General features: G+C 66.0%; 18 protein-coding genes and 1 pseudogene. 8 read left to right on the plus strand and 11 right to left on the minus strand.

What is annotated here, in order from left to right; translation table 11 throughout:
- The first annotated feature begins 17 nt into the window (after positions 1-17).
- From AB4Z46_RS13175 to andR, 6 genes are read left to right on the plus strand one after another with little or no spacing between them, the layout of a single operon-like run.
- The gene (locus tag AB4Z46_RS13175; protein ID WP_442283940.1) at positions 18-959 is read left to right on the plus strand and encodes a branched-chain amino acid ABC transporter permease; all 942 of its coding nucleotides are present in this window, start codon (positions 18-20) and stop codon (positions 957-959) included.
- Positions 956-1,687, plus strand: a complete 732-nt coding sequence (locus tag AB4Z46_RS13180) for an ABC transporter ATP-binding protein (protein ID WP_442283941.1) — start codon at positions 956-958, stop codon at positions 1,685-1,687. Before AB4Z46_RS13175 ends, AB4Z46_RS13180 begins: the two co-directional genes overlap by 4 nt.
- On the plus strand, positions 1,684-2,403 hold the full coding sequence (locus tag AB4Z46_RS13185) for an ABC transporter ATP-binding protein (protein WP_442283942.1): 720 nt from the start codon (positions 1,684-1,686) through the stop codon (positions 2,401-2,403). Before AB4Z46_RS13180 ends, AB4Z46_RS13185 begins: the two co-directional genes overlap by 4 nt.
- 26 nt (positions 2,404-2,429) lie before the next feature.
- Complete coding sequence (locus AB4Z46_RS13190) at positions 2,430-3,251, plus strand: enoyl-CoA hydratase/isomerase family protein (protein WP_442283943.1); 822 nt, start codon at positions 2,430-2,432, stop codon at positions 3,249-3,251.
- Between the two features lie 11 nt (positions 3,252-3,262).
- Positions 3,263-4,780 carry a class I adenylate-forming enzyme family protein gene (locus AB4Z46_RS13195; protein ID WP_442283944.1) on the plus strand — a complete coding sequence of 506 codons (1,518 nt, stop codon included), beginning with the start codon at positions 3,263-3,265 and terminating at the stop codon, positions 4,778-4,780.
- Between the two features lie 42 nt (positions 4,781-4,822).
- Entirely contained in the window at positions 4,823-5,812 is a 990-nt protein-coding gene (gene andR / locus AB4Z46_RS13200) for an anthranilate 1,2-dioxygenase regulatory protein AndR (RefSeq protein ID WP_442283945.1), read from the plus strand.
- Between the two features lie 26 nt (positions 5,813-5,838).
- Here andR and AB4Z46_RS13205 read toward each other — a convergent pair whose 3' ends face one another.
- The 5 genes from AB4Z46_RS13205 to AB4Z46_RS13225 are packed head-to-tail and all read right to left on the minus strand — an operon-like array spanning position 5,839 to position 12,373.
- Positions 5,839-6,525: an isochorismatase family protein gene (locus AB4Z46_RS13205; RefSeq protein WP_442283946.1), complete on the minus strand. Its 687-nt coding sequence runs from the start codon at positions 6,523-6,525 to the stop codon at positions 5,839-5,841.
- 41 nt (positions 6,526-6,566) lie between these two features.
- On the minus strand, positions 6,567-6,845 hold the full coding sequence (locus AB4Z46_RS13210; protein ID WP_442283947.1) for an acetone carboxylase subunit gamma: 279 nt from the start codon (positions 6,843-6,845) through the stop codon (positions 6,567-6,569).
- Positions 6,842-8,680 carry a hydantoinase B/oxoprolinase family protein gene (locus AB4Z46_RS13215; RefSeq protein WP_442283948.1) on the minus strand — a complete coding sequence of 613 codons (1,839 nt, stop codon included), beginning with the start codon at positions 8,678-8,680 and terminating at the stop codon, positions 6,842-6,844. Before AB4Z46_RS13215 ends, AB4Z46_RS13210 begins: the two co-directional genes overlap by 4 nt.
- Before the next feature lie 7 nt (positions 8,681-8,687).
- Positions 8,688-10,811, minus strand: a complete 2,124-nt coding sequence (locus AB4Z46_RS13220; protein WP_442283949.1) for a hydantoinase/oxoprolinase family protein — start codon at positions 10,809-10,811, stop codon at positions 8,688-8,690.
- A 17-nt stretch (positions 10,812-10,828) separates the two neighbouring features.
- Positions 10,829-12,373, minus strand: a complete 1,545-nt coding sequence (locus tag AB4Z46_RS13225; protein WP_442283965.1) for an NCS1 family nucleobase:cation symporter-1 — start codon at positions 12,371-12,373, stop codon at positions 10,829-10,831.
- A 731-nt stretch (positions 12,374-13,104) separates the two neighbouring features.
- Here AB4Z46_RS13225 and AB4Z46_RS13230 point away from each other — a divergent pair.
- Together AB4Z46_RS13230 and bluB are read left to right on the plus strand one after the other, a co-directional pair.
- Positions 13,105-13,200: pseudogene (locus tag AB4Z46_RS13230) on the plus strand (IS3 family transposase); the annotation flags it as partial.
- Positions 13,201-13,348: 148 nt separating this feature from the next.
- Positions 13,349-14,065 (plus strand): 5,6-dimethylbenzimidazole synthase, encoded by a 717-nt coding sequence (gene bluB, locus AB4Z46_RS13235; protein ID WP_442283950.1) that lies wholly within the window; start codon positions 13,349-13,351, stop codon positions 14,063-14,065.
- Between the two features lie 8 nt (positions 14,066-14,073).
- On the opposite strand, the gene AB4Z46_RS13240 is transcribed toward bluB, so the two are convergent.
- Genes AB4Z46_RS13240 through AB4Z46_RS13265 form a run of 6 tightly spaced genes read right to left on the minus strand, consistent with a single transcriptional unit; the run spans position 14,074 to position 21,239 of the window.
- A complete protein-coding gene (locus AB4Z46_RS13240; RefSeq protein WP_442283951.1) occupies positions 14,074-14,964 on the minus strand; it encodes an NAD(P)-dependent oxidoreductase in 891 nt (296 codons plus the stop codon).
- A 7-nt stretch (positions 14,965-14,971) separates the two neighbouring features.
- A complete protein-coding gene (locus AB4Z46_RS13245; protein ID WP_442283952.1) occupies positions 14,972-16,420 on the minus strand; it encodes an aldehyde dehydrogenase family protein in 1,449 nt (482 codons plus the stop codon).
- A 55-nt stretch (positions 16,421-16,475) separates the two neighbouring features.
- Entirely contained in the window at positions 16,476-17,876 is a 1,401-nt protein-coding gene (locus AB4Z46_RS13250) for an amidase (protein WP_442283953.1), read from the minus strand.
- A gap of 4 nt (positions 17,877-17,880) precedes the next feature.
- Entirely contained in the window at positions 17,881-19,374 is a 1,494-nt protein-coding gene (locus AB4Z46_RS13255; RefSeq protein WP_442283954.1) for an ABC transporter substrate-binding protein, read from the minus strand.
- Positions 19,375-19,404: 30 nt separating this feature from the next.
- Positions 19,405-20,241 carry an ATP-binding cassette domain-containing protein gene (locus tag AB4Z46_RS13260; RefSeq protein WP_442283955.1) on the minus strand — a complete coding sequence of 279 codons (837 nt, stop codon included), beginning with the start codon at positions 20,239-20,241 and terminating at the stop codon, positions 19,405-19,407.
- A gap of 5 nt (positions 20,242-20,246) precedes the next feature.
- Positions 20,247-21,239: an ABC transporter ATP-binding protein gene (locus AB4Z46_RS13265; RefSeq protein WP_442283956.1), complete on the minus strand. Its 993-nt coding sequence runs from the start codon at positions 21,237-21,239 to the stop codon at positions 20,247-20,249.
- Between the last annotated feature and the right edge of the window lie 57 nt (positions 21,240-21,296).

Consider the following 21,296-nt stretch of genomic DNA (forward strand, 5'->3'; position numbering starts at 1 on the left):
GGCAGCAGGCGGCTGTCTTGATCTTGCTGATTGCCCTGTTGGCGTACCTGCCCATGGTGATGCCTCCGTTCTACGTCCGCGTGGCCATGTCGATCGCATTGACGGCTGGATTCGCGGTGTGCTGGTACATCCTGGGCGGATTCGCGGCCTACTTCAGCTTCGGTCACACCGCCTTCATCGGCATCGGCGCCTTCGCCGCGGCACTCGCCAGCCAGATCTGGCGGCCTGCGCACTGGGCGGCGCAGCTCGGGGTCGGCCTGCTCGCTGCGACGCTGGCCAGCGCGGTCGTCGCCGCTGTCATCGCATGGCCCATCCTGCGGCTTCGCGGGCACTACTTCACGATCGCGATGCTCGCCGTGGCGCTGGTGTGTGGAGAGATGGCCAGCGCGGTGCCGGCGTTTCAGGGGGCCATCGGCCTCGGCCTGCCCAACATCGCGCCGATGTCGGTCCGCATCGAGGTGTTCTTCTTCTGGCTGTCGCTCGCCGGCCTCGTCCTCGCCTACGTCACGGCGGCCGCCATCGCGAGGAGCCGGATGGGGTACGGACTGTTCGCCATTCGCGAGGATGAAGACGCCGCACAGATGCTCGGCGTTCCGACGACACGCTACAAGGTTCAGGCTTTCGTCGTGAGTGCGGCGCTCACGGGCCTTCTTGGCGCGGTGTTCGCCTGGAACCTCGGCTACATCACGACCGATTCGGTCTTTCGCGGCGCGCTCAGCCTGGAGATGATCGTGATCTGCCTGGTCGGCGGTCTGGGATCGCTGCTCGGGCCCTTGTTCGGTGCGATCGCCATGATGGTCATCACCAAGCTGCTGCTCTCGAACATGCTCGAGTTCCATCTGGCCTTCACGGGTCTGATCATTGTGCTGATCGTGCTGTACGCGCCCGATGGGTTGATCGGCTTCATCGAGCGGCGACGCAACGCCCGTCTCGCTCGCGTCCAGGAGGCCACCCAATGACGAAACCGCTCCTTTCGGTGCAAGCCATCAGCCGGAAATTCGGGAGCCTCGTGGCTGTCAACAAGGTCAGCTTCGATGTCGAGGAAGGTGCCATCACGAGCCTGATCGGCCCGAACGGGGCCGGCAAATCGACAGTCTTCAATCTCCTGACCGGCTACGTCCCCTTGTCGTCGGGGCGCATCGAGTTCCGCGGCGAGCGCATCGACGGCCTGGCCACGCAGCGGATCGCTACCCTGGGGATCGCGCGCGCATTCCAGATCGCCCGGCCGTTTCGCGGATTGAGCGTGCGGGACAACGTCAAGGTCGGCGCCCTTTTCGGGCGCAATGGACACCGCGACGTCGACGAAACTGTCGACGACGCGCTGCGCCTCACCGGGCTCCAGCGGCTCGCGGATTCTCAGGCTGCAGGCCTGAGCGTCGGCCACTTGCGCAAGCTCGAACTGGCGCGAGCGGTGGCCGCGCGCCCGACCCTGCTGCTGGCGGACGAACCTCTGGCAGGGCTGGTTCCCACGGAAAGCGAGGAGATCCTCGAAAGCTTCCGGGCCCTGGTGGCCAGAGGGACGACGGTCCTGCTCGTGGAGCATGACATGGTCTCCGTCATGAAGGTGTCGAAGCGAGTCGTCGTGGTCGAGGCCGGCGAAGTCATCGCGGAGGGAACGCCGGCTGAAGTCGTGAGCGATCCGAGAGTGATCGAGGCCTACCTGGGACATGAGGAGATTGCGCGATGAGCCATCCAGACCTACTTTCCGTCAAGGGGCTGCAGGTCGCGCATGGCGAGGCCGTGGCCGTGCGCGACCTGAGCTTCACCGTCCCGCAGGGCCAGGTTGTCGCACTGGTGGGCGCCAATGGCGCCGGCAAGACGACGACCGTGCTGACGATCGCGGGCGCCTTGAAGCCCCGGCAAGGGCGGATCGAGTTCGATGGCGCGAGCATCGGCGGACTCGACTGCCGTGTCGCGGTGGAGCGTGGCATCACGCTGGTGCCGGAAGGACGCCTGGTCTTCCCGCAGATGACGGTGGAAGAGAACCTGCGGATGGGTGCGCTCAATCGCCGGGCGGCTCCCAACTTCACACGCAATCTGGACAAGGTCTACGCGCTGTTTCCGCGCCTCGCGCAACGTCGCAGCCAGCTCGGCGGCGGCATGTCCGGCGGCGAGCAGCAGATGCTGGCGATCGCACGCGGCCTGATGTCCGAGCCGCGTCTGCTGATCCTGGACGAGCCATCGCTCGGGCTGAGTCCCAAGCTGGTCGAAGACCTGTTCACCATGGTGCGCCGCCTCAACGAGGACGGCATGACGATCCTCCTGGTCGAACAGAACGTACGGCAGACCTTGCAGATCGCAAGTCTCGGGTTCGTCATCGAGAAGGGCCGCGTCGTGCTCTCGGGCACGGGACAGGAACTGATCGCGGACCCGTTCGTACGCAAGGCATTTCTCGGTCTTTAGCAACGAGCACTCACAAAGGATTTCACGTGGATACCCAGACCTATCAGGACTTGCTGGTCGAGCAGCGCGGCGCGGTGGTGCGGATCACCATCAATCGACCGGACAAGATGAACTCGCTGCGCATGACGCACACCGACCGCGAACTCGTCTCGGCCCTGGCGGATGCGGAGAGCCGTCGCGACGTGAAGGTGGTCATGCTGACGGGCGCGGGCACCAAGGCCTTCTGCACCGGATGGGACATGCAGGGCATCAGCGAGTGTTCGCTGGCCGATCTCGAGGCACTCGTTCGCTCGAATCTGGATCTCTTCTTCAAGATCTGGCACCTGCGCACGCCGGTCATCGCCGCCATCAATGGCTACGCATTGGGCGCAGGCTCGGCCATCGCACTGGCGTGCGACCTGGCGCTCGCCGCGGACAACGCCAAGCTGGGCGAACCCGAGGTCCGGCATGGCGCCCTGTCGCCGTTCTTCGCGATGCCGTTCATGACCCACAGCCGCGTCGTGCACGAGCTCAGCTATTTCGGAGACACGATCGATGCGCAGGAACTGCTCCGCGTCGGCCTGGTCAACCGCATCATGCCGGCCGCGGGATTCGAAGAAGAGGCCTGGCAGTACGCGCAGAGGCTCGCCAAGGTGCCGGCCTTCTCCCTGGAAATGACCAAGCGCAGCCTGCGCGCGGCGTACGACACGATGGGCCTCAGCGCCGTGGTTCGGCAGCACGGCCTTGCCGACACACTTGTGATTGGAGCCAATTTTCCCGAGCAGAAGCAGCTGCAGGAGATCCTTGTCCAGCAAGGCATGCGTGCGTTCCTCGAGGCGCGCGACGGTCCGTTTCGGGAAAAGCCCTGAGGAGGCCGGCCGTGTCGATCAATATCGGGAATCTTCTGACGCGCAGAGCGAAGCTCCATCCGGAGCTGACGGCGTTCGTCGCGGCGGGGCGCACGCTGAGCTTTTCCGAACTCGACGCCTATGCCGACCGCGTCGCAAGCGCATTGGCCACGTTGTCGATCGGCCGTGGCGATCGCGTCGCCGTCATGCTGCGCAACGGCGCGGAGTATTGCGCGCTCTACTACGCGGCGGCGAAACTCGGCGCTATCCTGTGCTGCATCAATTGGCGGCTCGCCGCGCCTGAAGTCGCCTACATCCTGGCCGACTCCGGTGCGCGTGCGCTGATCTTCGACGTCGACTTCCTCCCGGTGGTCCGGTCGGCGGTCGAACAGTCCCCGGTGGAACACATGCGCGTGGTCGGTGATGCAGGCCAGCTGTCAGGCATTGGTCGATTCGAGGCCCTGGTCGCTGAAGCGTCGGGTGTCCTGTCCGCTCCGCCTGTGTCACCTGAACTGCCACTTGCGATCTGCTACACCTCCGGCACGACGGGGCGCCCCAAGGGTGCCGTCCTGACCCACGCGCAGATGTGCGGGGTCGCGTCCACCATCTGTCACACCCTCGACTTCCGCCAACGAGACGTGACCCTCATCGCGGCGCCGATGTTTCATGTGGGGGGGCTGTCTTTCGTCACGCTGTTCGTGCACTGCGGGGCAACGGCGATCTCGATGCCTGGGTGGAACGCCGAACAGGCGCTGGATTTGATTCGGGTGCACAAGGTCAACCATTTCTTTGCCGTGCCCACCATGCTGGAACTGCTGCTCGCTGCGGCACGCGAGAGGTCGTCCGATCTCGCCAGCGTGCGCTGGATTCTCAGCGGCGGCGCGCCGATGCCGTTGCACCTGGCACGCGAATTCTCCGAACTAGGGATTCCTCTGCTCGAGAGCTACGGCTGCACCGAAACCGCCGGCGCCGCGGCGACCATGGATGCCGCCCATGTCCTGTCCAAGCCGGGATCCATCGGCAAGCCTTTCATTCACACGGATATGCGCCTCGTGGATGCAGACGGGAATGAACCAGCAACAGGCGAGATCGGGGAGGTCCAGGTGCGCGCGCCCCACGTCTTCGAGGGGTACTGGAACAACAAGGCCGCGACCGATGCCGTCTTCGACGGCGAATGGCTGATGACCGGTGATCTGGCGCGCCGGGATGCGGACGGCTATCTCTATGTGGTGGATCGCAAGAAGCACATGATCATCTGCGGCGGCGAGAACGTCTACCCAGCCGAGGTCGAGCAGGTGCTGGGCACGCATCCGGCCATCGCCGAGGTCGCCATCGTCGGCGCGCCCGATCCGAAGTGGGGCGAGGCCGTGCGCGCCGTGGTGGTCTTGCGCCCGGGCTGTGCCCTGAGCCTGGGCGAGGCAAGAGAGCATTGCCAGGGAAAGATCGCCAGCTACAAGATGCCGACTTCGCTCACCATCAGCCCGGAACCCCTGCGCAGGACCGTCACCGGCAAGCTGATGAAAGCAGAGATTCAAGCGATCGCGCCCTAGTCGAGCTCCAACAGGCAAACACATCATTGGGGGGATGCAATCGTGGACGTCGATACACCGATGGCAGCACTTGAAGGTTTGCGGCGGTTCCGCCTCTTCGAATCGTTCGACGTGGCGAACACGCGTGACTGCATCTCGCGTGTCATGCAGCCCCATCTGCTGCAGCCGGTGGGCGCCGGGCGGAACGCCCAATCGCACATGGATTTCGTCAGCTTCTGCAGCATCGGCATGGGCACGATCAGCTATGGCGATGCCATGCGGGTCGAGGTCCCCAGCATCGATGGCTATCACCTGGTGATGTTCTGCCGCGAGGGGCAGGCGGACGCCAACGCGGGCGACGCCGCACTTCGCGTCTCTCGCGACGAGGGGATGATCTGCGCTCCTGGTCGACCGTTCGCCGCCACGTTCACCTCCGGCAGCGAGCAGTTCGTACTGCGGATCGGGCAGGAGGCGGTGCGTGCCCACACCGGCATGGACGACCTCGTGTTCGACCCACGGCTGGAACTGACGCGGGCCGAACTCCAGCCGTGGCTGTGGCAGCTGCAGGCACTGGGCGGCTCGATTCCGCTTGTCGAGTGCGCGCAGCGCAATCCGAAGGTCGGGGTCGAGCTGGAGCGCCTGCTCATTCATCTGCTGATGGACGGCCAATCCTGGAACAAGGCGCCCACCGTCCGCGCGCAGGGCATCTCGCCAAGGTCGGTCAAACGCGCTGAAGCATTCATCCATTCCAACTACCACAACCCCATCCGACTCGACGACATCGCGACGGCCGCGGATGTTCCGGTTCGCACGCTGCTCGCTGGATTCAAGCGGTTCAAGAGCTGCAGCCCCGTGCAGTACTTGAAGGAAGTCCGTCTGGAGATGGCCCGAGCTCAATTGCTCGACGGCAATGTCGACGTCGGCATCACCCCGCTGGCCTTCGAGTGCGGCTTCGCCCACCTGGGCCGGTTCGCCCGTGCCTATTGGGAGCGTTTTGGAGAAACGCCCTCCCAGACCAGCAAGCGGGCCCGGGGCTTGACCGCTAGAGCCTGAGCGCCGCGGCATCGCGGCGTCGGCCCTCAGGCTCGGACCAGTCGCGCGATGGCCTCTTCGCAGGTGTAGACGTCGCCGAACTGCTGGATGATGTTTTCCAGGGCGCTGCTGTGCTCCTCGTCCGACAGCGAGGCGGTGCAGTCGGAGAGCATCACGCACTTGAAGTCGAGCATCATCGCGTCACGCGCCGTGGATTCGCAGCAGACGTTGGTCTTGGTGCCTGCGATCAGCAAGGTGTCGATTTCAAGACTGCGCAAGATCCGCTCCAGTTGGGAAGAACCCGGAATCAGGGCGCTGTAGCGGTTCTTGAACAGCTGGATGTCTTCGGGCTCGACCTGCATCTCGTGCCAGATCCTCTGGCCCGGCGCACTGGCCTCCAGGCTCTTGATGGTCTCCTTCCTGATGTCGCCGGCGACGATGTTGTCGAAGAAGATCTTCCAGTCGCTCCCGCTGTTCGTGTTCAGGTTGGCGTGGGTGCACCAGACAACCCGGCCGCCGGCCTTGCGCATGGCTGCCGCCATGCGGTTGATGTTGCCGCAGATGCCACGCGAGGCGGGCACCTCGGCGGGAGCGCCGGGCTCGCAGAATGTGCCCTGCATGTCGATCACCACGAGCGCGGACTTCCTGGCCTCGAGCTCGTCGAAGAGATGAAGCCTTTGCCGTCTCTTGATCACGCGCTCGGCAATTTCAGGTCGGATACCTACTGGATGCATCAATTTTCTCCGGGTCGTTCTTCTTGGTTGTGAGGGCGGCGTCAGCGCGCGTGGACTTCATCATCGATCGTGGCTTCGTCGACCAGCACCGTCTCGCTTTCAAGCGCCGTGCCGCAGGAGGGACAGTAGAAGCGCCGAATGATCACTTCATCCGATCCCGTGTCGTAGATCTCGCACAGCGAGTGCATCGGCTGGTCGACACGGTTGACACTCTGTTTCCACGATGTTCCGGCGGACGCCAGAACGTGATCGCATCGAACGCACTGGAGATCGCCGTTCGGCGCAATGGAGATGGTGGGGGAATAGGAACTGCGGTTCATGCTTTCACCTGACGAGCTTCGTGGATCCGGACCTGACGCACCTGCGCGCGCAGTGCGGAGGTGGCTTGGGTGTCGACATCGAGCGTCAAGGGGTCGAGCACGACCCCATAGAGACTCTTCGCCGCCGAGACGCTGACCACGTTGCTGCGGACGTCGCTTTCGACGCGGCCGGGGTCGCGGTCCAGCGGATCCCCATAGCCGCCACCGCCGTTCCAGCGAACGTACAGCGCATCCTTGTTCAGCAAGGGAAAGACGCCCCAGGAAATCCGCTTGTGATCGCCTGGAATATCGGCGAGGTGCTGTGCGTGAAGCGGACGCTGCGCCTGGCCTGCCGGATCAGGATCCATCACGGCCCAGATGTACGCGTTCGGCGCGCCTGGCAGGCCCCCGGCCAGGCCATCGCTCATCGGGTGCTTTGCCCCCTTGCCGGACAGCACGTAGTGAATTCCGCCGTCAGGCGCCTTGTGCGGGACCAGGGCGAGTTCGCCGCCGGTGCCTCCGCGCCATTTGCCGGCGCCCCCGCTGTCCTTCATTCGGCGCCTGAACAGGTACCGAACCGGGAACATCGCCTCGACGGTCTCGACATTGGCCATGCGGGAAATCGGATTGGGCACTTCGCCGCCGATGTCTACGCCGTCGGCGAAGCTGCGCGCCCCCCCTGAACCTGCGAAGGTTTCAGTCAGGATGCCGATGGACTCGGTGCCGTGCTGGTTCTTGCCGAACTTGAACAGCGCGAAGTGATTGGCATGCCAGACGGCGGTCGATTCCTCCCGGTACCGCTCGCTCGCGGCGAGCATCTTTCCGACCGTTGCGCAGGCGGCGTTGTTGACCGACTGGATCGCCCCCACTGTCGCGACCGACACCGGTGCAGGTCGCCGGCAGTTCACGATCGAGCCCTCGGGGGCGATCATCGTGACGGGCTTGATGACCCCCTCGTTCCATGTGATGTCGTAGCAAAGCAGCGGAAACAGCGGTGCGAACAGCCCCCCGAGCGATGCCCACTTCGTGCAGTTCAATGCGTATCTGCTTTGGGGAGAAGAGCCCGTGAAGTCGAACGTGAGGCTGTCGTCCTTCTTGGTCATCGTCAGGTGAACCGTTGCCGTCTCGCCATTGACGTCCATGTACTGGCGACTTCTCCAGGTGCCGTCGGGCAGCTCCTTCAGGCGCTTGCGAAAGCTCTCTTCCGACTGCCTGATCAGTTCGGCGCAAGCTTGGTCGACCGTGCTCTCGCCGTACTTGGCAATCAGCGCCAGCATCCGATCCTTCGCCACGTTGTTGCAGGCCACCATCGAGCGCAGGTCGAGCATCACCATCTCGGGCGAGCGCACCATGTTGAGCAGCGTGTCGATGACGTCCGTGGCCATTTGCCCGCGGTCGACGATCTTGATGCCCGGAGACGAGAATCCTTCCGTGAAGATGTCGGGCGACTCGGGGCTGAAGCCCCCGGGGTTCATCGCGCCGATGTCGTACACGTGCACGAAGCAGGCGCTCCAGGCCACGAGCTTGCCATCGGCGTGGATCGGCGAGACCAGATAGATGTCCGACGTGTGCAGCGCGGCGGTGTACGGATCGTTCAGGAGAAAGATGTCGCCTTCGTTGATGCGTCCCTCGAAGCGCCGGATGATCGATTTGCAGGCTTCGGCCGCACTCGTCAGGTGATGCAGGAAGCCGACGCCGCCCATCAGCAGGGTCCCGTCCGCACGGTACAGAGAGACCATCAGGTCGTGGCCCTCGTTGGTGATCGCGCTTCCTGAAACGTTCTTCAGGGTAATGACGGCTTCGTCGACGATGCGGAACAACCGGTGACGAATGATCGAAAAGGTCATGGGATTCATGAGGGCCTCACTGTTCGAAGGTGACGATGATGTTCTGCAGACGGTCCATCCGTGCGGATTGTCCCGACTGCACGACGATGGTCGTGATCGGCGTGTGAATGACCGCGGGGCCTTGCAGGGTGTTGCCGGGCTTGAGTCGCGTGAAGTCGTAGATGGTCCCTTGGGACATGCCGGTCTTCTCGTCTGCGTACATGTTGCGCACGCCGATCCGGGCCGCCGATGCATCCGCATCCACCTCGGGCAGGTCCGGCAGGGTCGGGCTGTCCAGCAGCCCGCGCGCGGTCAACCGGAACATCGTCATCTCGATGCCGGCCTCGCGATACGCGGAGCCCTTGCCGTACTTGCGCTCGTACAGCGCCTCGAAGTCGTCCACGAGCTGGCCGAGGTCCTCGGTCCGCAACGCATCCGAGCCGGCCTTCATGGGGGTCGTGATTTCGTGCACCTGCCTGCGATAGCGAAGGTCGACCGAGCGCTCCAGGCGGATCCGGTCCTCGCTGAAGCCCTCCGCCCGGAGCTGCGCGATGCCTTTCTCGATCAAGGGCGCGTACAGCGCGTCGATCTCCGCCGGCGCGACGTCCACCGGCAGCGACTTGGTCACGAGGTACTCGTGCACGACGTCGGCAGCGACCAAGCCGAATGCGCAGTTCACAGACGCCGTATAGGGAATCACGAGGTGTTTGGCGCCGAGTTCCTGTCCGAAGGCGGCCGCGAGCATGCCGCACGTACCGCCGAAGGCGTGCAGGACGAAATCGCGCGGATCGAGGCCGCGCTCCACCGTGATCTGGCGCACGAGGTCGGTGATCTGTGCACTCGCGATCTTGTAGATTCCGATGGCGGCTTCCTCCAGTGAAACACCGAGAGGGTCCGCGACCAGTTCCTTGAAACGGCGCTGCGTGGTTTCGAGGTCGAGCGTCATCTCGCCACGCAGGAAATGGCCAGGATCCATGAAGCCCAGCAGCAGCATCACGTCGGTGATGGTCGGCTCGGTACCGCCAAGTCCGTAGCAGATCGGGCCAGGCCGCGCACCCGCGCTGCGTGGCCCCACGGTCGGAACCTTGGTGACGGGATCGACCGAGATGATCGATCCGCCACCGGCCCCGATGGAGACCACCTCGATCTTGGGTGCCGCGTAGTGGAAGCGGTCGACCATGGGCTCGCGCGAGTACTCCAGCTGACCATCCTGGATGACGCCGACCTTGAACGTCGTGCCCCCCATGTCCGCCGCGATGATGTTGCGATCGCCCATCAGGTCGCCGAGGAACTTCGCACCGATCACGCCGGCTGCCGGCCCGCATTCGATCATGCCCACGGCACGGCTGGCCGCTTCGGATGCCGGGAGCAGTCCGCCGTAGCCCTGCATCACCATGGTGGCGCCGGCATAGCCCTTGCTGGCCAGGAGCTTCTCCAGCGAGACGAGATAGTCGTGCACGATCCGGCCTGCATAGGCGTTGATGACCGCTGTCGATGTGCGCTCGTATTCGCCGACGACCGGCGCAATGTCCGAAGACTTCGTGACATACACGTGCGGCGCGATTCGCTTGATGAGCTCGGCGATGTCGTCCTCATGCCGGGTGTTGTAGACCGACCAGAGGAGAGAGACGGCAATCGCGTCCACCTTCTGTTCGTCGAGCAGGTACCGAATCGCCTTTTCCGCGGCCTCCTCGTCGAGCGGAACGACGATCTCGCCGGCGCTGTCGACGCGCTCGGACACGCCGCGGATGCACTCGTGGCTTACCAGCGCTGGCGCTCGCTCGGTCTTGACCGGATGCTTGATGCCTTCTTCGGTCAGGCCGGACCAGCGACCGTAGGCGCCACGCGTGACGAGCACCGTGTCCTCGAACCCTTCGGTCGCCAGCAAGCCGGTTTTCGAACCCTCTCGCGTGAACACCGTGTTGTCGGCCACGGTCGATCCATGGATGAAGAGCTTGGTGCGCTGCAGCAGTTCGACCAGGCTGAGGCCCATCGGGACGGTCGCGGACTCGATCGAATTCAGCACGCCATCGGCAAAGTTCGGCGGCGTTGACAAGGCCTTGCCGATCCATATTTCTCCGGCGGGTCCCACGACAATCGTGTCGGTGCACGTGCCGCCCACGTCGGTTGCGACGAGATAGGTTTTCTTCTGCTCGGTCATTGCTTGTGTCCTCTGGATCATTTTTTGGTGGGAACGTACATGAATTCTCCGAATGCGCCGCTAGCCACTTCTCCCTGCGAGAGATCATCCTCCCGCATGGATGAAGGAGCCGTGCGCGGCATGGCGATGCCATAGACGACAGCCGCGATGGCCAGCCCGACAAACCAGGCGTAGGTATAGATCTGCCTGAACAGCTCGCTCACACCGGGAAAGGACTGTGGAAAGGCAGCGTTCAGGAACCCGGGAACATTGGGCAGCACGCCCAGAATCAGAGCCACCACCGCGACCGGATTCCAGCCCCTTCGGTAGCTGTACCTGCCGCCGTCTCGATAGAGTTCGTCAACCTCCAGCCTGGTGCCCCGCAGCAGGTAGTAGTCGACGATCAGGATGCCGGCCACGGGCCCGAGCAGAGCGGAGTAGCCGATCAGCCAAGTGAAGATGTAGCCTTGCGTCGACACCAGGATCTTCCACGGCATCATCACCAGCGCGATACCCGCTGTGATGTAGCCACCCGTCCGGTAGCTCACCCGCCTCGGGGCCAGGGCCGAGAAGTCGTACGCCGGCCCGACCAGGTTGGCCGCCAGGTTCACGCTGACGGTATCGACCAGGAGGACGAGCAAGGCGACCAGAACCGTAGCGCCCGTCATCCGGCTGGCCAGGTCGACGGGATCCCAAAGGGCCTTTCCGTAGATCACCACGGTGGCCGAGGTCACGAACACGGCGAGCCCCGCCAACAGGCCCATGGGCAAAGGCAGCCCCACCACCTGGCCGATGACCTGGTCGCGTTGCGACCTCGCGAACCGCGTGAAGTCGGGAATATTGAGCGCCAGCGTCGCCCAGCAGCCGACCATGGCGGTCAGCGAGGGCCAGAACACCGCGCTGAACTGGCCGGCCTTGCGGCCGCCTTCGACAAACTGCGAGGGCTGTTCGAGGATGGGCCCGAAGCCGCCCGCCTTTTGATAGGCCCAGGCCAGCAGCGCGAAACAGATGACGATCTTGATCGGCGCGGTGTAGGTCTCAAGCTTGCGAATGGACTCGATCCCGTGCACCACGAAGTACAGCTGAACCGCCCAGAACAGCAGGAAACAGACCAACTGGCCGAGGTTGATGCCCAGCCATGCGATGCTGGCGCCTTCCAGCGGATGACCGAGCAGCACGCCGACCAGGGTGTGAATCAACGTTCCGCCCACCCAGGTCTGGATGCCATACCACCCGCACGCGACCAGCGCTCGCAGCAGTGCCGGCAGCTTGGCGCCGTGCGTTCCGAACGAAGCGCGCGCCAGCACTGCATACGGTATTCCGTACTTGGCACCGGCATGGCCGATCAGCAGCATCGGGACCAGCACGATCAGGTTGCCGAGGAATACCGTTCCCACAGCTTGCCGCCAGGACATTCCGCTGTCGATCAGGCTGGCCGCCAGCGTGTACGCCGGAATGCAAATGACCATGCCCAGCCAGAGTGCAGCAAAGTGATACCAGCGCCACGTCCGCTGGGCGTCGCTGGTGGGGGCCAGGTCATCATTCCAAAGCTCGCCCGAACTGCTTGCGTCATGGCTCTTCATGAATGTGCATTCCTCGTCCGATAGATCAGAGAAGCCGGACGAAGTCAGGGGGCTGATCTCATCCATCGCGGTACCTCCCGGGCTTGCGCTGGACGCTCCCGGGTGTGCTGGTGCCTTGTGCCTGACTATGAAGGCGGACCCTGTCTTGATCTAGCCGAAGGTGGCAAGGCAACAGGTGCTCTATCCGGTTCTGGCCGTTTCCTCATTCCCGGCGTCTTGCGGGTGAGGCGAAAGGGCGTGTTCCCCGCAACGATCCGATCCAAAGCAAACGCCTCCGATGCAACGGAGGGGCCTTTGCACCGCACCGAGCTTCGACCTAGAGCGACCTCATTGGTCACTCGCAAAGACCACCTGCTAGGGCCGTTGACTGCCATTCTGGAAGATCGAAGGCAAGACGTCACAACTTCGCGACAAACGTGGACCACTCTTCGCCGCCAGAGGGCACGCGCGGGACGGCTCGGTGCTGTGGAGCACGGACGTCCGCTGCCACCCGCGATCCGTCCGCGGGCGCCGAACCAGGATCTCGACGCTGCGGCCCTAGCGCAGCGCTTCCACCAGATCCAGCACCATCCGGTCCGGCCCAAAGGCGTCGATCCCCTACCCCAGCAGCTTTTCCACCGCCTGCGCGATGCCGTGGCCGGACGACGACTGCTCGGCCCTGTCGTTGGCTGACAACCTGCTTGATCGCTGCACGGCACCCGCTAAGAGACGCGGCTCGACGCCGAAGCCGACTGTTCGAGTACATCGCGATCTTCTACAACAGGAGGCGCCGCCACTCCTCGCTGAGCTATTGCTCGCCGACTCAGTTCCTTCAGAACTGGTTCAGCGAGCTGACCATCAGCAACCGAAGGCGGCATGGGAGCGGCACGTTGGAAGGCGAAAATCGAGGGGCACCTCAGTCGCCCTCTCAGTCTCCGCGCGGCACTGCGAGCACGCTGGGGCGGACGGAAATTGCCTCCGCGTATGCTCTCGCCCATGCATTCCGAAAATCGATCGAGTGACGAAAAGGCCGCCAGCTACGAAACCGCCCCGGCCTTTTTTACTGCCGACGAACGTGACACGCTTCACAGCATCATCGCCAGTCGCCGTGACATGCGGCATTTTGTGCCGGACCAACGCGTATCGGACGATGTGATGCGACGCCTGCTACAAGCCGCGCACTACGCACCATCGGTCGGCTTGATGCAGCCGTGGAGGATGCTGCGCATCAACGATCCCGCACAACGACGTGCAATCGCCGCCTTGGTGGACGAAGAGCGTATTGCAACGGCGAATGCATTGGGCGAGCGCTCCGACGAGTTTTTACGCCTGAAGGTGGAGGGGGTACGCGAGTGCGCAGAGCTGATGGTCGCAGTGCTAGCGCCGGATGACGGAACCATCTTCGGGCGCCGAACCATGCCGCGCGACATGGCCCTGTGTTCCGTCGCATGTGCGATTCAGAACCTGTGGCTGGCAGCGCGCGCCGAGAACCTCGGTCTGGGCTGGGTTTCGATGTTCGACCCTGCTCGCGTTGGCGCCCTGCTTCGGCTTCCTCCGGAGGCGCAGCCGATAGCGCTCCTGTGCATCGGTCCGGTACCTGTTTTTTACGACAGACCGATGCTTGAAAAGGAAGGATGGCGCCTCGGCAAGCCTCTGGAGGACCTGGCCTTCGTTGACCAATGGCGACTGCCCGAGGATAGTGCCGCCGGATAGCCGATGCCCTAACGCAGGGCTTCGACGAGGTCGAGAACCATTCGGTCCGGCCCAAAGGCCTCGATCCCCTGCCCCAGCAGCTTTTCCACCGCCTGCGCGATGCCGTGGCTGGACGACGACTGCTCGGCCATGTCGTTGTAGTAGCCGAGGTCCTTCTTCGCGTTGGCCATCGAGAATTTCAGCGAGGCGGTGTCGCCGGTCAGCAGCTTCGGCTTGACCCGCTCCAGCGCCACGCCGTTGCCGCCGCCCTTGGCCAGCACCTCGACGAAGACCTCGGGCGCGACGCCGGCGTGCTGCGCGCAGGCGGCCGCCTCGCACAGCAGCGCGACGGTGCCGAGCGACACGAAGTTGTGCAGCAGCTTCATCGCGTGGCCGGCGCCGATGTCGCCCACGTGCGTGATGTTCTCCGCGAAGCAGCGCAGCAGCGGCAGGCAGGAAGCCAGTACCTCGGCGTCGCCGCCGACCAGCAGGTTGAGCCGGCCTTCGGCGGCTTCCTTCGCGGTCCGGGTCATCGGCGCATCGAGGAACTTGCCGCCCTTCGCCTGCACCGCCTGCGCGACCTTGGCGGTGGATGCGGGCACCGCGGTCGAGCAGTCGATCACCACCGTGCCGGGTCGCAGTCCAGCGAGCGCGCCCTGGTCGCCCAGCATCACCGCCTCGACCTGCGGTGTACCGGTGACGCAGAGGATCAGCACGTCGACCTGCGCCGCCAGCGCCGTCACGTCCGACACCGCACGGGCGCCGGCCGCGAGCAGCGCGTCCACGGGCTGATTGCCGGGATGGTCGAGGATGGTGAGCTGGTGGCCGTGCTTGACGATGTTCTGGGCGATGCCGCTGCCCATCAGGCCCACGCCGACCAGGCCGACGCGCCGGGGCTGCGCTTGTTCGTTCGAGTTCATAGGTGCTTCATCCATGTTTGATGGCGATTGTCTTCAGGGTCGTGAAGCCTAGCAGGGCCTCGAAGCCCTTCTCGCGGCCGAAGCCGCTGGCCTTCACGCCGCCGAAGGGCAGCTCCACGCCGCCCGCCGCACCGTAATTGTTGATGAAGACCTGGCCGCAGTGCAGCTTGTGCGCCATGCGCAGCTGGCGGGCGCCGTCGCGGGTCCAGACCCCCGCCACCAGGCCGAAGTCGGTGCCGTTGGCCAGCCGCACCGCCTCGGCCTCGTCGGCGAAGGGCGTCACGGCCAGCACGGGGCCGAACACCTCGCGCTGCGCGAGCTCGCTGTCCGCCGGAACGTCGCGGAACAGCACCGCCTCCTGGTAGTAGCCGCTGGCCGAGGCGTGCGCCACCACCGTGCCGCGGGCGGCCACCTTGAGGCCCTGGGCCTCGGCCGTCGCGACCATGTCGCGCACCTGGAGGTACTGCTTCTCGTTGATCAGCGGACCCATGTCGAGGTCGTCCGCGGGCGGGCCCGAGCGCACGGCCGTGAACCGCTCGGCCAGCCGCTGCACCACGTCCGCATAGACCGCGCGCTCGACCAGCACGCGGCTGCCGGCCGAACAGGTCTGGCCGGCGTTCTGGATGATGGCGTTGACCAGCACCGGCACCGCCGCGTCCAGGTCGGCATCCGCGAACACGATCTGCGGCGACTTGCCGCCGAGCTCGAGCGTCACGGGGCAATGGCGCTCGGCGGCGGCGAGGCCGACGCTGCGGCCGGTGGCGGTCGAGCCCGTGAACGAGATGTGGTCGATGCCCCGGTGCGCGCACAGCGCGGCGCCGGCCTCCCGGCCGTAGCCGGTGACCACGTTCAGCGCGCCGGCGGGAAAACCCACCTCGCTGGCAATCTCCGCCAGCCGCAGCAGCGAGAGGCTGGCGTCTTCGGCCGGCTTGACCACGCAGGCGTTGCCGGCCGCGAGCGAGGCGCCCACGCTGCGGCCCGCGATCTGCATCGGGTAGTTCCACGGAATGATGTGGCCGGTGACGCCGTGCGGGATGCGCACGGTCAGCACGGTGTAGCCGCGCTCGTAGGGCAGCGTGTCGCCGTGGAGCTTGTCGCAGGCGCCGGCGTAGTACTCCATGTAGCGCGCGAGCGCCGTGGCGTCGTTGCGCGCCACGCGCAGCGCCTTGCCGGTGTCGCGCGCTTCGAGTTGCGCCAGTTCCTCGTGGTGCTGCAGCACCGCGGCGCCCAGCTTCGCCAGCAGCCTGCCACGCTCGAGCGCCGTCGTGCCGCCCCAGGGACCGTCGAAGTTCTCGCCCATCGCGCGGCGCGCCGAACGGACGGCCGCGTCCACGTCGGCCGCGGTGCCGCGTGCAATGCTGCCGAAGCGCTGGCCATCGCTGGGATCGATCACGTCGATGGTTTCGGCGCTTTCGCCTGCCGCATGGCGACCGTCGATGTAGTGGGTTGCGTTCATGGGGTGTGTCTCGTTCCGGTGGGCGCCGGCAAGGCGCCGTTCATTTCAGTTCAGTTCAGTTCGGTTCGGGCCAGGGCTTCTGCGCTTCGCGGATCTGCTCGAAGGCGCGGCTGAACTGCAGCACGCCCAGGTCGTCGAAGCGGCGGCCCGCGATCTGCAGGCCGATCGGCAGGCCTTCGGCCGAGTAGCCGCAGTTGATCGAGGCCGCGGGCTGCTCCGACATGTTGTAGGGCACCGTGAAGCCGATGTGCTCCAGCGACAGCAGCGGGTCGTTGGTCGGCGAGGCGTGTTCGGCGGGCGCGGGCATGTTCGGCGACACCGGCGAGATCACGAAGTCATAGGCCTTGGTGGCGGCGATCGTGGCCGCGCGCGTGGCGATGAACTGGCTGTAGGCATCGAAGACATGCTCGCCCGAAAATCCGCTGGCGCTCTCGGCCCAGGCGTCGATGTACGGCAGGATCTTCGCGCGCTTCTCGGCCGGCAAGGCGCGGATGTCGATCAGCGAGCGCATGCGCCAGAAGTGGTCCATGCCCTGCAGCATCTTCGGCGTCATGAAGGGCTTGATCTCTTCCACCTGCGCACCGGCCGCCTCGATGCGCTTCGCGGCGCGCCGCACGGCTTCCGCGATCTGCGGGTCGAGCGGCAGGCCGCAGCCTGCGTCCATCTGCAGGGCCACGCGCTTGCCGGCGAGGAACGAGGGGTCGACCTCGAAGGCCATCCAGTCGATGGCTGCCGGCGGCAGTTCCGAATAGTCGCGGTCGTCGGGCTGCGCGACCGACTGCATCATCAGCGCCGAGTCGGCCACCGTGCGCGTCATCGGCCCGGCGCAGCGGCCCATGTAGGGCGTGCTCAGCGGAATGCGGCCGGCGCTGGGCTTGAGCGTGTAGATGCCGCACCAGCTGGCCGGCAGGCGCAGCGAGCCGCCGATGTCGGTGCCGACGTGCAGCGGCCCGTAGCCCGCGGCCGCGGCCGCACCGGCGCCCGCGCTGGAGCCGCCGGGCGTGCGCGACAGGTCCCAGGGATTGCGCGAGATCGCGTGGAAGGTCGAGAGGCCTGACGACAACATGCCCAGGTCGGGCATCGTGGTCTTGGCGACGAGCACGGTGCCGTCTTCCTTGAGCCGCGCCGCGGGGGGCGAATCCTGCGTCATCGGCACCAGGTCGTAGGCCGCGGTGCCCAGCGGCATCGGGTCGCCCGCGGTCGCGAGGTTGTCCTTGATCGTCACGGGCACGCCGTCGAGCGCGCCGCGCGGCGTGCCGGCACGCCAGCGCGCTTCCGAGGCGCGCGCCTGTTCGAGCGCGAGTTCGGGGCGGAAGAGCCAGGTGGCGTGCAACTTGGGCTCGAGCGCCTCGATGCGCGCGTTGACCGCGCGCGTCACCTCGACCGGCGAGAGTTCCCGGCTGCGGTAGGCCGCGCCAAGCTCGGCCACGCTCAGCGCGTACAGGGGCTGGGTCATCGCATCAGCTCCAGGAGATGGCCGCCAGGTCGTTCGCCACGATCGGCATGCTGGGCCACAGGCCCTTGACTTCCTTGCGCGCCACCGTGGGGAACACGGCCTGGAACAGGAAGCCGTTGACGGCGTCCGCCGCCAGCATCTTCTGCGCCTCGCCCAGCAGCGCGTTGCGCTTGCCCTCGTTGGCCTCGTTCTGGATCGAGGCATACAGGTCGCGGAATTTCTTCGAGTCGTAGCCCCAGTAGTAGTCGGGCTCGGTGTACTTCACGAGGTCGAAGGGCTCGACGTGCGCCACGATGCTGAGGTCGAAGTCATGGCCGCCGCCGAAGGTGCCGCTGAGCCACTGGGCCCACTCGACGTTCTGGATCTTGACGTTGATGCCGATGGCCGCGAGCTGGGCCGCGATCACCTCGCCGCCCTGCCGCGCATAGGAAGGCGGCGGCAGCGTCATGCGCAGTTCGAGCGGCGTCTTCACGCCGGCCTCGGCCAGCAGCTGCTTCGCCTTGGCGACGTCGAAGGGATTGACCGGGGTGGTGTCGACATAGCCCGGCGCGCCGATCGGGTAGTGGCTGCCGATGGGCTTGCCGAAACCGTCGGCCGCGCCCTGGATCACCGCGTTGCGGTCCACCGCGGCCAGGATCGCGCGTCGCACGCGGACGTCGTCGAGCGGCTTGCGCTTGTTGTTGATCGCGAGGATCACCTTGCTGCGCGTGCCCACCTCGATCACCTGGAAGCGCGGGCTGCTCTTGAACTGCGGCACGGAGCGGGTGCCGGCGCGCGGGAAGATGTCGATGTCGCCGGCCATCAGCGCCGCCGTCTGGGCGGCCGAATCGGACATGAACTTGAAGGTGAACTTGTTGACCTTGGCCAGTTGCGGATTGCGGTAGGCCGGCGACTTGACCAGCGTGCACGCCGAGCCGCGCTGCCAGCTGTCGAGACGGTACGGGCCGGTGCCCACCGGCTTGGTGGCATTGGTGTCGGCGCTCTTCGGCTCGACGATGCAGGCGGTGGCCTGGCCCAGCATGAACAGCAGGTCGGGGTTGGGTTGCGTGGTGCTGATGACGACCGTGTCGGCATCGGGCGTCTTGACGCTGATCTCGCTGAAGAAGCGCTTGTCCTTGTTGGTGCTCTTCTCGCCGGCGGCGCGCTCGAAGGCGAACTTGACCGTGGCGGCGTTGAAGGGCTCGCCGTTCTCGAACTTCACGCCCTTCTGCAGCTTGAAGGTGTGGGTCTTGAGGTCGGGCGAGACCGTCCAGCTCTCGGCCAGCATCGGCGTGACCGAGCCGTCGGCGTTGATCTTCGTGAGCGTCTCGAAGATGTTGTAGTGCACGATCTCGGCGATCGCCGAGGCAGCGGCCGTGGTCGGGTCCAGGCCCGGCGGTTCCAGCGGCATGCCGATGGTCAGCATGTTCTTGCCCGTCTGCGCCTGCGCGAGCGGCAGGAAGGCGCCCGGTATCGCCGCGGCCATGGCGGTGCCGATGAGGGTGCGTCGCTTCAACATTCGTGTGTCTCCTGAAAATGGGGGAAATTGCTAGGGCGTCTGCAAGACGGCCGACAGCAGCGTGCGGGTGTAGGGGTGCTGCGCTTCGCGGAACAGATCGCCGGGCCTGCCCTGCTCCACGATCTGGCCCTTGAAGACGACCGCGACGTCGTCGCACAGGTGGTTGACCACCGCGAGGTCGTGGCTGATCAGCAGGTAGCTGATGCCGAACTGCTGCTGCAGATCCTGCATGAGGTTCAGCACCTGGGCCTGCACCGAGACGTCGAGGGCGCTGACCGGCTCGTCGGCCACGATCAGCTTGGGGCGCGTGATCAACGCCCGCGCGATCGCGATGCGCTGGCGCTGGCCGCCCGAGAACTCGTGCGGGTACTTGTCCAGGTCGGTGCTGCGCAGGCCGACGGCCGCGAGCGACTCGGCCGCGCGCTCGCGCTGTTCCTTGCGCGACGACGCTTCGGCCAAGGCGTCGAGCGGCTCGGCGACGATGCGCGCCACGGTCTGGCGCGGATCGAGCGAGCCGTAGGGGTCCTGGAACACCATCTGGAAATCGCGCCGCGCGGTGCGCAGTTCGGCCTTCGACAGGGCATTGAGGTCGCGGCCCTCGAGCCGCACGCTGCCGGAGGTAGGCGCATCGAGCGCCATCACCAGCCGCGCGATGGTCGACTTGCCCGAGCCCGATTCGCCGACGATGCCGAGGCTGCGCCCGGCCTGGACGCTGAAGCTGACGCCGTTGAGCGCCTTGACCAGCGGCGGCGGCGCAAAGAGCGTCTCGCGCGGCAGCGCGTAGTGGCGCACGAGGTCGGTCACCTGCAGCAGCGCTGCGCCGTCTGCCGAACCGGATCGGGCCGTGGTTGGAAGTGTGGAGTTCATGGCAGTCACGCGCAGGCCGCAGCGCCGTGCGCCGCCACCTCGTCGAGCCGAAGGCAGCGCACCGCATGGCCGCTGGGCTGCACGGTCAGCGGCGGCGGGTGGGTCTGGCAGGCGTCCACGGTGAAGCCGCAGCGGCCGGCGAAGGGGCAGCCCGGCGGCAGGTCCACCAGTTCGGGCACGCTGCCGCGGATGGTGGCCAGCCGCTCGCCGCGCGGCGCGCCGATCGCGGGCCGCGCCGCGAACAGGCCGCGGGTGTAGGGATGGGCGCGCTCGGCGAAGACCGCGGCGGTCGGGCCGCTCTCGACCATGCTGCCGCCGTACATCACGAGCATGCGCCGCACGCTGTTGGCGATCACGCCGAGGTCGTGCGAGATCAGGATCAGCGCCATGCCCATTTCCGCGACCAGGCCCTGGATCAGGTCCAGCACCTGCTTCTGGATGGTCACGTCGAGCGCGGTGGTGGGTTCGTCGGCGATCAGCAGGTCCGGCCCGCAGGCCAGCGCCATCGCGATGCCGATGCGCTGCCGCTGCCCGCCCGAGAACTGGTGCGGATAGGCGTCGAGCCGCGAGGCCGCGTCCGGAATGCCGACCCGTTCGAGCAGGCCCAGCGCCTCCTTGCGCGCCTCGGCCTTGGACAGGCCGCGATGCAGCCGCAGCGGCTCGCCGACCTGGCGCGCGATCGTGTGCAGCGGGTTCAGCGCCGTCATCGGCTCCTGGAAGATCATGCCGATGCGGTTGCCGCGGATGCCGCAGAGCGTCTTCTCCGGCAGCCCGACGAGCTCCTGGCCGTCGAGCCGGATGCTGCCTGTCACCTTGGCATTGCGGGGCAGCAGGCCCATGAGCGACATGACAGTGATCGACTTGCCGCAGCCCGACTCGCCGACGATGCCCAGCGTCTCGCCGCGCTCGAGCGAAAAGGAGATGCCGCGCACGGCCTCGGCCGGGCCGCGCTGGGTCTGCAGCTGCACACGGAGATCGTTGACTTCGAGAAGTGGCATGGCGGGCTTCAGCGGGCGCGTGCGAGGCGCGGATCGAGCAGGTCGCGCAGTCCGTCG

This window comes from Variovorax sp. M-6 (assembly GCF_052114385.1).
GTDB lineage: Bacteria > Pseudomonadota > Gammaproteobacteria > Burkholderiales > Burkholderiaceae_C > Variovorax.

What these genes read in the sequence shown, in the direction of transcription:
- AB4Z46_RS13180 (WP_442283941.1), top strand. Translation starts at nt 956, where the DNA reads ATGACGAAACCGCTCCTTTCGGTGCAAGCCATCAGCCGGAAATTCGGG.
- AB4Z46_RS13185 (WP_442283942.1), top strand. Translation starts at nt 1,684, where the DNA reads ATGAGCCATCCAGACCTACTTTCCGTCAAGGGGCTGCAGGTCGCGCAT.
- AB4Z46_RS13205 (WP_442283946.1), bottom strand. Translation starts at nt 6,525, where the DNA reads ATGCATCCAGTAGGTATCCGACCTGAAATTGCCGAGCGCGTGATCAAG.
- AB4Z46_RS13210 (WP_442283947.1), bottom strand. Translation starts at nt 6,845, where the DNA reads ATGAACCGCAGTTCCTATTCCCCCACCATCTCCATTGCGCCGAACGGC.
- AB4Z46_RS13215 (WP_442283948.1), bottom strand. Translation starts at nt 8,680, where the DNA reads ATGAATCCCATGACCTTTTCGATCATTCGTCACCGGTTGTTCCGCATC.
- AB4Z46_RS13220 (WP_442283949.1), bottom strand. Translation starts at nt 10,811, where the DNA reads ATGACCGAGCAGAAGAAAACCTATCTCGTCGCAACCGACGTGGGCGGC.
- AB4Z46_RS13225 (WP_442283965.1), bottom strand. Translation starts at nt 12,373, where the DNA reads ATGAAGAGCCATGACGCAAGCAGTTCGGGCGAGCTTTGGAATGATGAC.
- bluB (WP_442283950.1), top strand. Translation starts at nt 13,349, where the DNA reads ATGCATTCCGAAAATCGATCGAGTGACGAAAAGGCCGCCAGCTACGAA.
- AB4Z46_RS13240 (WP_442283951.1), bottom strand. Translation starts at nt 14,964, where the DNA reads ATGAACTCGAACGAACAAGCGCAGCCCCGGCGCGTCGGCCTGGTCGGC.
- AB4Z46_RS13245 (WP_442283952.1), bottom strand. Translation starts at nt 16,420, where the DNA reads ATGAACGCAACCCACTACATCGACGGTCGCCATGCGGCAGGCGAAAGC.
- AB4Z46_RS13250 (WP_442283953.1), bottom strand. Translation starts at nt 17,876, where the DNA reads ATGACCCAGCCCCTGTACGCGCTGAGCGTGGCCGAGCTTGGCGCGGCC.
- AB4Z46_RS13255 (WP_442283954.1), bottom strand. Translation starts at nt 19,374, where the DNA reads ATGTTGAAGCGACGCACCCTCATCGGCACCGCCATGGCCGCGGCGATA.
- AB4Z46_RS13260 (WP_442283955.1), bottom strand. Translation starts at nt 20,241, where the DNA reads ATGAACTCCACACTTCCAACCACGGCCCGATCCGGTTCGGCAGACGGC.
- AB4Z46_RS13265 (WP_442283956.1), bottom strand. Translation starts at nt 21,239, where the DNA reads ATGCCACTTCTCGAAGTCAACGATCTCCGTGTGCAGCTGCAGACCCAG.